The organism is Bacillus sp. iso_77, from assembly GCF_056173625.1.
On the sequence record NZ_CM149683.1, the window covers coordinates 3258064 to 3270039 of the forward strand.

Annotated in this window: 11 protein-coding genes; 9 read left to right on the forward strand and 2 right to left on the reverse strand. The window is 41.6% G+C overall.

Going from position 1 to position 11976, the window contains the following annotated elements:
* Positions 1-9 precede the first annotated feature (9 nt).
* Both pgsC and pgsB read right to left on the reverse strand, forming a co-directional pair.
* Positions 10-459 (reverse strand): poly-gamma-glutamate biosynthesis protein PgsC, encoded by a 450-nt coding sequence (gene pgsC, locus AC0VYC_RS16755; protein ID WP_007497520.1) that lies wholly within the window; start codon positions 457-459, stop codon positions 10-12.
* A gap of 15 nt (positions 460-474) precedes the next feature.
* The gene (gene pgsB, locus AC0VYC_RS16760) at positions 475-1656 is read right to left on the reverse strand and encodes a poly-gamma-glutamate synthase PgsB (RefSeq protein WP_007497522.1); all 1182 of its coding nucleotides are present in this window, start codon (positions 1654-1656) and stop codon (positions 475-477) included.
* Positions 1657-2403: 747 nt separating this feature from the next.
* On the opposite strand from pgsB, the gene AC0VYC_RS16765 reads away from it, so the two are divergent.
* The 9 genes from AC0VYC_RS16765 (at position 2404) to rbsB (ending at position 11855) form a co-directional block, all read left to right on the forward strand.
* On the forward strand, positions 2404-3885 hold the full coding sequence (locus AC0VYC_RS16765) for a spore germination protein (protein ID WP_475388880.1): 1482 nt from the start codon (positions 2404-2406) through the stop codon (positions 3883-3885).
* Complete coding sequence (locus AC0VYC_RS16770; RefSeq protein ID WP_475388882.1) at positions 3875-4972, forward strand: GerAB/ArcD/ProY family transporter; 1098 nt, start codon at positions 3875-3877, stop codon at positions 4970-4972. Before AC0VYC_RS16765 ends, AC0VYC_RS16770 begins: the two co-directional genes overlap by 11 nt.
* Entirely contained in the window at positions 4962-6104 is a 1143-nt protein-coding gene (locus AC0VYC_RS16775; protein ID WP_203143776.1) for a Ger(x)C family spore germination protein, read from the forward strand. Before AC0VYC_RS16770 ends, AC0VYC_RS16775 begins: the two co-directional genes overlap by 11 nt.
* Before the next feature lie 117 nt (positions 6105-6221).
* Positions 6222-7208: a LacI family DNA-binding transcriptional regulator gene (locus AC0VYC_RS16780; protein ID WP_008343265.1), complete on the forward strand. Its 987-nt coding sequence runs from the start codon at positions 6222-6224 to the stop codon at positions 7206-7208.
* Positions 7205-8083 (forward strand): ribokinase, encoded by an 879-nt coding sequence (gene rbsK, locus AC0VYC_RS16785; protein WP_251210520.1) that lies wholly within the window; start codon positions 7205-7207, stop codon positions 8081-8083. The genes AC0VYC_RS16780 and rbsK overlap by 4 nt, the downstream gene beginning before the upstream one ends.
* A complete protein-coding gene (gene rbsD, locus AC0VYC_RS16790) occupies positions 8080-8472 on the forward strand; it encodes a D-ribose pyranase (protein WP_017360008.1) in 393 nt (130 codons plus the stop codon). Before rbsK ends, rbsD begins: the two co-directional genes overlap by 4 nt.
* Before the next feature lie 15 nt (positions 8473-8487).
* On the forward strand, positions 8488-9969 hold the full coding sequence (locus tag AC0VYC_RS16795; RefSeq protein WP_326112295.1) for a sugar ABC transporter ATP-binding protein: 1482 nt from the start codon (positions 8488-8490) through the stop codon (positions 9967-9969).
* A 1-nt stretch (position 9970) separates the two neighbouring features.
* Complete coding sequence (gene rbsC / locus AC0VYC_RS16800) at positions 9971-10924, forward strand: ribose ABC transporter permease RbsC (RefSeq protein WP_007497532.1); 954 nt, start codon at positions 9971-9973, stop codon at positions 10922-10924.
* A gap of 13 nt (positions 10925-10937) precedes the next feature.
* Positions 10938-11855: a ribose ABC transporter substrate-binding protein RbsB gene (gene rbsB, locus AC0VYC_RS16805; RefSeq protein WP_017368181.1), complete on the forward strand. Its 918-nt coding sequence runs from the start codon at positions 10938-10940 to the stop codon at positions 11853-11855.
* The last annotated feature ends 121 nt before the right edge of the window (positions 11856-11976 follow it).

Consider the following 11976-nt stretch of genomic DNA (forward strand, 5'->3'; position numbering starts at 1 on the left):
CACCTTATCTTAAAATAGATAGTAAACATACATGATGGCAAATGTTGCACCACTTAGAAGTAATGTGCTTCCAAGGGTAATCGTAAGACCTTGCTTTTGAATCGTATTCGCAATCAATCCAGGCACGATGATTCCGATTCCGCGGAATTCTGCTATTTCAAACGGAACCACTGGATAGAAGAAATCAAATATGAGCTTTAAGGCAATTCCTGTAATCAGCATCGCCGCAAACTTTCTGCGTCCGTACAAAATCATAAATTTCGATAGACCAAAACGAACGATCACATATGTCAGCAAGCTGACAGATAAAACAACTAAAATGAAGACTGGCTGGTTAAAGACGAGCGCCAGATAACCTGGAACAACCAACCCAGCTGGTACGATTCCTGTTTTTTCTGCAAAGATTAAACTGAGTAGAACACCTAAAATTAACGAGATATAAAGATCTGATCCGAACATTTTCTATATTTCCTCCTAGCTGACAAGCTGCTTAATTTTGTATTCTTGAATTTTTTCGATTAAAGGTTCAGCGGCGCCGTGAATATTGCCGACTCCATAAACCACTCGATTATGAAGCTTTTTCTCAAGCATGTTCATAATTTGTTCTGTAGATTGATATTCAAGGTTGTGTAAGTGGTCAGCCGGAATTTTTCCATCCTCAAATGCTTTCACAATTGGATCTGTCGTTTCACCAATTAAGACAAGATCACTTGCTTCAATATAAGGAAGTACATCCTCCGCAAACTGGATCGTTCTATCTACGCGATCCGCACGACAGTTCATGATAATAATCGGTTCATCTGTTGGATACCCAATTTCCTTCACACGCTTCCAAATGTTCAATGTAGATGCTGCGTCATTAGCCGCAAATCCATTTACAAAATGTCCAGGTGTTTTTGCGTCCATTAATGGAAGAATTCTCATCGCTCCTGGATCAGGCGGCGCATTTAACATGCCTCTGAATGCCGTATCTTCATCAATTCCCAATGCTTGTGCGACACCAAGTGCAAGTGAAGCATTATCCGGGAACACCATGTACTCAAATTTCCGTAAATACTCATCGGTAATCTTGGAATTATCTGCAACAATCACTTCAGTATTGCGTTTTTTCGCAATCTCTTTAAAGAAATCTGTATATTCACTATCCGTAATAACCAAGTGCCCATTGTAAGGAATTGTCGCTGTAAAGGCTTCAGCTATTTCATCAAGAGTTGGCCCCATCACATCCATATGATCTTCAAGAACGTTTACGATCACGCCAATATTCGCTTGAAGCAGCTCTTCCTGAAAGATAATTTGGTAATCTGGATTCACCGCCATACATTCACTGACGATGGCATTTGCTCCTCTTTCAACGGTTTCTCTCATAACTTCTTTCTGCTCTCCGATATTTGGTCCTTGCGGTTTCCTTTTAATCGGTTTTTCTTCTGGCGTATCCCAATAAATCATTCTTGCATCCGTTCCTGTTGTTTTGCCGACAGTTTTATAACCTGCCTCCATTAAGATACCGGTTGTCAATCTTGTAACGGTAGACTTTCCGCGTATACCATTAATATTGACGCGTACCGGCAGGGCATCGATATTTTTCTGATGACGCTTCTTTTCAATAAAGCCAATCCCTAACATGATGACACAGGCTATAACGATTAACCACATCGCTTATCTACATCTCCTTTTTTTATGAGTGTGATATGTAAATTCAATCAACAGTATATAGGTTCAGCATAAAATCACAATCGGTATTATGTAACATAATCTTTCACTTCCTCGTATGCCAAATTCCTCTAATCAGAAGGCGTATTTGCCTATCTCACACTCAAATGAAAAGGCCAAAAGACGGACAAAATGACGACTGAATTTCTGCTTCAAACAAGAGAAAGCGTTACCATCAAACAGTGAAAAATCTTTTGTCCTTTTCTCCCTAAATTTTTCGACAATTATTAAGATGTATTTTGAATCAATGTTTTAAAGCCCTCTCATCTCTACGAAATCAGTCATATCAGCGCTTTAAATGAATAGTGCGTGTTTTAGAATATTTTATATTTTTAAATGAACAGGTTAGAAAGTCATCCTCATTGGTCAGAACGCTATGTGTTGACCTATGACAAAGGTCACCTGTCAAAAAATCAAGTCATCTGCTTATTTTCAGGTCACAAAAAACTGGGATAAGATGTCAAAGATTAATCATTTTGTTATAGCCTATCTTTACGATATTCACTCCTTATGACCTAAACAATGAAACATTATTCATTTCTTTTTATCAAGATTCATCATTTCTTAACATTTTTAATGTGATTTTAGTTGAAAGTTGTCGGTGCGTGTCATGCTTTCCCCAAAGATGACGCATAAAATCATCTTCTCGGCTTACACTATGGTTAAAAAATCTGTGAGAGGAGGCTAAAGATGCCAAACACGAATGAGCAAACACGCTTACACTTTTTATCAGGCGGTTTTGAGGAAAAGATTCGGATTCTGAAAAAAGCATTTCAGCAAAGCGCTGATTTTGAATACCGAGAATTAATGGTGAATGAAACGAAATCAGTGCTGTTTTTTATTAAAACAAGAGTGGATGAAAGTAAATTAAACAACTTCATTATTGGCAACTTGCTTGGCCCTCCTGGAAAGCAGGACTATGCAAAATCTCTTAGTACACTCGAAACAGGTGACTTGACGCTGATTGTCGACAGCATTATTGCCGGAAGTATTGCCTTCCTTGATGAAAAATCCGCACAGATTAAAATATTTGCTGTTGGGCAGCCGCCGTTGCGTTCTATTTCTGAACCTTCTTCTGAAAGTATTATTGCAGGCGCACATGATGGGTTTGTTGAGAGTTTAGATACCAATTTATATTTGCTACGTTCACACTTAAATGATCGAAAACTTGCAATCCAGTATCATAAGGTCGGTACAAAATCTGAAACAAAGGTTGCGACGGTTTATATTTCTGATATTGCCAATCAAGAAAAGATAGATGAGGTTAACAGACGAATTTCTTCTATTAAAGTAGACACGCTGCTTAGCCCAGGTTCTATTGTAGAGGCGATTGAGGATGATTCGTATTCCATCTTCCCGCAGCTTATTGACACAGAACGACCTGACAAAGTGAGATCTGCCATTCTTGAAGGAAGAATTGTTGTGCTGATGGATGGCAGTCCAATGGCTATCATTCTGCCTATTACGTTCTTTAGCTTCTTTCAATCACCAGATGACTACAATAGTCGCTGGATTCCAGCTACGTTTATTCGTATTCTTCGTTATATTGCCTGTATCATCGCTGTGATTTTGCCTTCTTTTTATATTGCAGTCATCGGCTTTCATTATGAGGTAGTCCCGGATGAATTAGCGATTACGATGAAAAATTCCATTATCGGCATTCCTTTTCCACCTTTAATAGAAGCAATGCTGATGGAGATTACGATTGAGCTCATACGCGAAGCTGGGGTGCGTCTGCCAAAGCCAATTGGACAGACCATTGGGATCGTAGGCGGTTTGGTCATTGGAGATGCGGTAGTAAAAGCTGGGCTCATTTCGAATGTTCTTATCGTTGTGGTCGCCGTGACCGCTGTTGCTTCCTTTGTTCTTCCTTCGTTTGAAATGACGTCTACCATCAGGATGCTGCGTTTTCCCCTCATGTTCATGGCATCGATGTTTGGGTTTATTGGCATTTCATTCGGCCTGTCGATCGCCCTGATGAATTTATGCCGCCTTGAATCACTAGGTGTCCCGTATTTATCTCCAGTAGCTCCATTTAACTGGCAGGACTTAAAAGACACTGTGATTCGGTTACCGATGTGGATGTATAAAAAGCGCCCTGTTTACTTAAATCCAAAAAAGAAAGAGCAAATTGAAAATTTGAGAGGATGGAAAAATCAAGATGAAAAATAAAATATCTCCATCTCAAGCTGTCTTTTTTATCATTCAATCTCAAATTGGTGTCGGTATTTTAGCTCTGCCTCATTTGCTTATGAAAGATATGGGGCATGATGGATGGATGGCTATCATTTTGGCCTGTTTTTTTATCCAAATCATCAATACCATTTTTATATATATCATTCACAAATATCCTGAGACATCATTTTTCGAGGCGTTAATTGAGGTTTTTGGAAAATGGATTGGGCGAATCTTAGTGGCTCTTTATACAATTTATTTCGCCTCAGTCTGTATTGTCGTTCTATCTATTTTCACGAGAATTCTGGGTATATGGGTTTTACCACTTACACCCAATTGGGTCATTAACCTACTACTCATGATATCCATCCTTTACATCGCCAAGGAACAAATTACAGCGATTGTCAGATTCAACTTTATTCTGACTCCTTTTTTACTCTTGTTGTCTCTCATCATGCTGTATTCATTAAAAGGAACCAATATCGACTACCTTATGCCCTTTTTCCAAACGGACTTCTCTCAATTTCAGCTTGGATTGAAGGATGTTGTATTATCTATGAATGGATTTGAGATGATTCTGATCATCTCTCCACTGATGAAAGGAACCATTAAAGCGCGATACAAGGTCATGACCATTGCCAATATATGCACGACTCTTTACTATCTATTTATCACAGTAATTTGTTTTATGTTTTTCAGCCCGATTGAGCTTAAAATCATTCCAAATCCTGTTCTTTATCTGTTAAAAACCATTTCGTTCGGTGTGATTGAGCGGACGGATTTAATTTTTCTTAGTTTCTGGGTATTTGTCATTTTAGCTACTCTCAGTAATTACCTTTACTTTTGCGCTAATGGCGTGGCAAGTATTCTTAAGAAAAAAGAACACAAAAAATATGTGTTATATTTTGCCATTTTGATTTATGCGGCTAGCTGTTACCTTGCAACCGATAATTTTAGAATTCAACGTTTTAATGACTTTACCACCATCGCTCAATATTCATTTATTTACACACTCCCGATCTTTATGGCCATTATCATCTTTTTCAAACATCGTAAAGGGAAGGTGAAATCACATGCGTCATAAGTACATACTGACGTTGCTCATGTGTGTTTCTCTCATATTCATGCCTGGCTGCTGGGATCAAAATTTATTAAAGAACATCTCTCTTGTGTTAACCTCCGCTGTTGATCAAGGAGAGGATGACAATGCGAAATACTCAATCACTTATCGAAAAGTGCAGCAGTCTCAAAGTATGGAGCAAGGAAATACTGGCAGCTTTTTAACCACTCTTCTCACAACGGAAGCACCTACTTTAAGAAAAGCAAGAACCAACTTCAGCCGGATAGTGGATCAAAAAATAGACATGTCGAAAATGCGCGTGATGCTGATCGGTGATGAATTTGCCCAAAATCGTCTTCTGCCCTACTTAGATATGTTTTATCGTGATCCGAAAAGCCCCCTCCTCGCAAATCTTGCCGTTGTTCAAGGGGGGACCTGTGAAGAAGTGATTAACTCGCTGCTGAAGGAAAAACTCATCGTGAGTGACTATTTAAATAACTTGATCACAACCGCATCACGCTCCTCCCAAGTAGCACCTAAAAACATTCAAAGTATTCGATCTAAAATGCTTCAAACTGGAGAGGACTTCACACTGCCTTTAATCTATTTTGATCAATCGAAGAAATTAATCAGTGTAAAAGGGGTTGCTCTATTTGATAATGAGAAGAAGAAAGGCGAGTTGTACGGTCAAGATGCGATCTTACTCACCGTCATGGACGGAAAAATGGGCAAGTATGCCAACTTCACAAAAAAAGTGAGAAGCGACATGAAGTCAAAAGAAAACAATTACATTACGATTCAAGTCACTGATGTAAAGAGAGACATCGAGATTCTAAATCCTGATCATCGAAACTTAACATACTCACTCAAATTTGAATTCGCAACTTCTGTCCTTGAGTACCCAAAAGATAATCTAGATACAGACAAAAAAATTGAAATGCTTAACAAAAAACTTTCAACCATCTTGACAAAAGAAGCAGAAAAAATTGTTGCTACATTACAAGAAGCAAATTCTGACGTCTTAAGCCTCGGCAGAAAATATAGAGTCAGACATTATGATGAGTATATGAAAATGAATTGGGTCACCGATTATCCAAAAGTGAAAATCATTCCAAAAATCAAAGTGAACATTACACAAACAGGCATTATTAGTTAAGAAAAGGAAGACGTCCTCTTTCTTTTCTTTTTTTATTTTTTTAAGATTGTTTTTTCAATGCTTTCGTGATAATCTATCTGTGTAAACGGTTACACATCAAAGAAGGGAGGCACTCCATTGGCTACAATTAAAGATGTTGCAAAAGCTGCTCAAGTGTCTGTTGCAACTGTTTCACGCGTGCTCAATGATACTGGATACGTCCATATTGATACGAAAACCCGTGTGACACAAGCGATGCAGGAGCTAAACTACTTCCCCAATGAAGTGGCACGATCCCTTTTTAAAAGAGAATCAAGATTAGTTGGTCTCATCTTACCTGATATCACAAACCCCTTCTTCCCTCAGCTGGCTAGAGGCGTTGAGGATGAGATTCATGCAAACGGTTTTCGCTTATTATTCGGAAACAGTGATGAAGATCGGGAGAAGGAAATGGCCTATTTACAAACCTTTAAGCAAAACCAGGTGGTCGGTGTCATCGCTGTCACAAACGAACCTGAATCGGATTTATACAATGATGATGAACTGCCTGTTGTCTTCTTAGATCGTACCGTTCCAAATGCACCTTCTGTGTTTGCAGATGCTACGGCAGGTGGGAAAATGGCTGCAATGGAATTAATCAAACGCGGCAGTCAGCAAATCACATTGCTAAAAGGGCCCGCTCATCTTCAAACGGCGCGGCAAAGATTCAAAGGCGCACTTGATGTTCTGACTGAAGAAGGTGCTAACTTTCATGTGATGTCTAACGCTTCTTTTTCTTTTCAGGAAGCCCGAAAAAGCGCCAAGGCTCTTTTCAAGCTGTACCCTGAAACAGATGGCATCATTGCCAGCAATGACATCGTCGCAGCAGCCGTCGTACACGAAGCGCTTCGTATTGGAAAAGCCATTCCAGAAGACGTCCAAATCATTGGATTTGATGATATTCCGCAAAGCGAACTGCTCTTCCCTTCTTTATCAACGATTCGGCAGCCTGCCTATGATATGGGGAAAGAAGCCGCAAAGCTGATCATTAAAGCCATTCAAAAACAGCCAATAGATCAAGCAGTTATTCAAATGCCCGTCTCTTTTATTGAACGAGAGACCACAAGAAAGGTGGATTCACAATGAGTCAAATAGTTGTCGTAGGAAGTTGTTCCATGGATCTAGTTGTCACATCGAATAAGCGTCCCAATGCAGGAGAAACCGTCCTAGGCGAATCATTTAAAACGGTTCCTGGGGGAAAAGGAGCCAATCAAGCAGTGGCAAGCGCAAGGCTCGGTGCAGATGTATATATGATCGGCCGGGTTGGGGATGACGCATATGGTCAGGACATTATGAGCAATTTGCAAGCACAAGGTGTACGCACCACCTATATGAAACCGGTTACCGAAATGGAAAGCGGAACAGCACATATCATTTTAGCTGAAGGGGATAACAGCATTGTTGTCGTCAAAGGAGCAAACAATGAGGTAACACCTCATTATGTAAAAGATGCTCTTTCTTCTATTGAAAAAATCGGAATCGTCCTCATCCAGCAGGAAATTCCTGAAGAAACAGTCGAAGCCGTCTGCACCATTTGCAGCGAAAAAGGGATTCCAGTCATCTTAAATCCCGCACCAGCTCGCAAAGTCTCTCAGCAAATATTAGATCAAGCTGCCTACATCACGCCAAACGAACACGAAGCAGCTCTTATGTTTGATGGACTCACCATAGCAGAGGCTTTGCGCCAATATCCAAACAAATTACTCATTACAGAAGGAAAAAGTGGTGTTCGATACTTTGACGGATCAAAAGAAGTGTTGGTACCGGGCTATCCTGTGAAAGCCGTCGACACTACAGGCGCTGGCGATACTTTTAACGGCGCTTTAGCTGTAGCACTAACAGAAGGAAAATCCCTATACGACGCACTTGCCTTTGCTAACTTAGCCGCATCTATCTCAGTCACAAAATTTGGTGCCCAAGGCGGCATGCCAGCAAGAGAAGAATTGGAGAATAAGAAATGAAGAAAAATGGTATTTTAAATAGTCATATCGCCAAGGTGCTTGCTGACCTTGGTCATACAGATACGATTGTCATCGCAGACTGCGGCCTGCCCATTCCAGAAGGACCGGTCAAGATCGACCTTGCATTATCCATCGGCACACCATCCTTTCAGGAGGTTACTTCCCTTCTTCTTGAGGAAATGGCCGTTGAACACATCACGATCGCCAGTGAAATCAAAGAAGCCAATGAGAGAGATCATTTATTTCTAAAGAAAGCGTTCTCACATCCGTTAGATGAAGTCGATCACGAGACATTTAAAGACATGACCAAACAGGCAAAAGCAGTGATTCGAACGGGTGAAGCCACCCCATACGCAAACTGCATTCTTCATGCCGGTGTCATCTTTTAAAAGGAGGAGCCACTTATGAACATTGAAATGCATAACATCCATAAGGCCTTTGGAAAAAACACCGTTCTCGCCGGGGTCTCCTTTGACCTCGTCACAGGTGAAGTCCATGCACTAATGGGTGAAAACGGGGCAGGAAAATCAACGTTAATGAATCTGCTGACAGGACTCTATTCCCTGGATCAAGGAACGATTCAAATCGACGGAAAAGAAACCGCTTTCAAGAATCCGAAAGAAGCCGAGCAGAACGGGATTGCCTTCATTCATCAGGAGCTGAATATATGGCCTGATATGACGGTACTCGAGAATTTATTTATCGGGAAAGAAATCTATACAAAGCTTGGTCTCCTAGACACCAAGAAAATGAAAACCCTCGCCCAAGCGCAGCTCGACCGATTGTCTGTCAACCTATCGCTCGATCAAGAGGCAGGAAGCTGTTCTGTCGGACAAAAGCAGATGATTGAGATTGCGAAAGCGTTAATGACCGATGCAAAGGTCATTATTATGGATGAACCAACAGCTGCTCTCACAGACCGTGAGATTGACAAGCTATTTCAGGTCATTGAATCACTCAAAAAAGAAGGCGTTTCCATCGTCTACATTTCTCACCGGATGGAAGAAATCTTTGCCATTTGTGACCGGATTACGATCATGCGTGACGGAAAAACGGTCGATACGAAAGCGATACCGGACACGAATTTCCATGAAGTCGTCAAAAAAATGGTCGGCCGCGAATTAACCGATCGTTACCCTGAGCGCACACCTTCTACTGGTGATACCGTCCTAGAAGTGAAGCAAGCAACGAGGAAAGGCCGCTTTCAAGATGTCAGTTTTTCCGTCAAAGCTGGAGAAATTGTCGGTGTTGCAGGCTTAATGGGTGCTGGCCGGACGGAAATGATGCGGTCGCTCTTTGGACTCGATCCCCTGGATCAAGGAGAAATTTGGGTTCATGGGAAAAAGGCTGTCATTAAAAAACCAAGTGATGCAGTCAAACTTGGCATCGGTTTTATCACGGAGGATCGTAAAGATGAAGGACTGATGCTTGATGCATCCATCCGGGAAAACATCGGCTTGCCTAACTTAGACAGCTTCTCTCCAAAGGGGCTGATCGATAAGAAAAACGAGCAGGACTTTGTTGACCTGCTTATCAAACGACTCACGATCAAAACCGCTTCATCTGAAATCTCTGCACGCAGCCTGTCCGGTGGAAATCAGCAAAAGGTCGTCATCGCCAAATGGATCGGCATTCAGCCGAAGGTGCTGATTTTAGATGAACCGACAAGAGGTGTCGACGTCGGGGCGAAACGAGAAATTTATCAGCTCATGAACGAGCTGACGGATCGAGGCGTTGCGATTTTGATGGTCTCCTCTGAGCTCCCAGAAGTTCTTGGGATGAGCGATCGAGTGCTTGTCATCCATGAAGGAACCATCAGCGGAGAATTAAGTAAAACAGAAGCTACACAAGAACGAATTATGACACTAGCTACAGGAGGGAAGTAACATGAAACCACTTACTTCAAATGGACGATTTGACAACATCATGCAAAAGCTTGGGCCATTCTTAGGACTCATCATCCTTGTTGCCATTGTTTCTATTTTAAATCCGGCTTTTTTAGAACCATTAAACATTTTAAACTTACTCAGACAGATCTCCATTAACGCCCTCATTGCCTTTGGCATGACGTTTGTTATTTTAACCGGAGGAATTGATTTGTCTGTCGGTGCCATTCTAGCGCTGTCTAGTGCTCTGACTGCCGGCTTTATTGTATCTGGTTTGGACCCGATTCTTGCCATCATCGTTGGATGTATCATCGGTGCCATCCTTGGAATGATCAACGGTCTTTTAATCACAAAAGGAAAAATGGCTCCTTTTATCGCAACACTTGCGACGATGACGATTTTCAGAGGATTGACGCTTGTTTATACAGACGGAAACCCAATTACAGGGCTTGGCTCTAACTATGCATTTCAGCTATTTGGCCGTGGATATTTCTTAGGAATTCCTGTTCCAGCGATCACCATGCTTCTCACCTTTATCGTTCTTTGGGTCTTGCTTCATAAAACACCTTTTGGCAGAAGAACGTATGCCATTGGCGGAAATGAAAAAGCAGCCCTCATCTCAGGTATTAAAGTACCACGCGTCAAAATCATGATTTACTCATTAGCCGGCTTTATGTCTGCTTTAGCAGGTGCGATCTTAACATCTCGTCTCAACTCAGCCCAGCCAACAGCTGGTACGTCGTATGAACTTGATGCAATTGCTGCCGTTGTACTTGGCGGGACAAGCCTATCCGGCGGAAGAGGGAGAATTGTCGGCACACTCATCGGGGTACTCATTATCGGGGTCTTGAACAATGGTATGAACTTACTTGGTGTTTCATCATTCTATCAGTCTGTTGTGAAAGGGATTGTCATCTTGATTGCAGTCCTACTCGACAGAAAGAAATCTGCTTAAGGAGGCAGCTGCTATGAAAAAATATGTAATCCTGATCGTGACTCTCTCATTATTCATGCTTTCTGCCTGCTCGCTTGAACCGCCAGAGTGGGCCAAATCAACAAAGGATGGCAAGAAAAAAGACATAAAAATCGGACTATCGATCTCGACTTTAAATAACCCATTCTTCGTTTCTCTTAAAAACGGTGTGACAAAAGAAGCGAAAAAGCTTGGCATTGAAGTTGTCATTGCCGATGCACAAAATGATTCAGCCAAACAAACAAGTGATGTAGAAGATTTAATTCAACAAGGGGTCGATGCATTACTCATTAACCCAGCCGATTCCTCAGCTATATCAACGGCTGTCGAATCTGCGAATGCTTCAGACATACCGGTCATCACATTAGACCGTTCGGCAGAAAGCGGAAAGGTTGAAGCGCTCGTTGCTTCCGATAACATCAAAGGCGGCGAAATGGCAGCTAACTTTATCATCGACAAAGTCGGTAAAGGAGCAAAAGTGGCTGAACTAGAAGGTGTACCAGGTGCTTCTGCGACACGTGAACGAGGAAAAGGTTTCCATCAAATTGCAGACAAAAAGTTAGATGTCACAGCAAAACAAGCCGCTGACTTCGACCGGACAAAAGGGCTCAACGTGATGGAAAACCTTCTTCAAGGAAACCCTGACATCAAAGCCGTTTTTGCCCACAATGATGAAATGGCGCTTGGCGCACTAGAGGCCATCCAAAGCTCTGGAAAAGACATTCTTGTCGTCGGTTTCGACGGTAATGAAGATGCACTCAACTCGATCAAAGCAGGAAAACTATCTGCAACAGTCGCGCAGCAGCCAGAGCTGATCGGTCAACTGGCAGTCGGCGCTGCTGACGATGTATTAAAAGGCAAAAAGGTAGAAAAAAATATCGCCGCGCCATTGAAACTAGAACAAAAGAAATAAACACTAAACCCCCGATAGCCTCGGGGGTTTTAGAATTTAGACAAAGGCTGAAATGAACTTTATTTTAGCCTTTGTCTTCTTTTCAGAGTGATAGAAAACCTTTGCAGTCTAGGAAGGACGA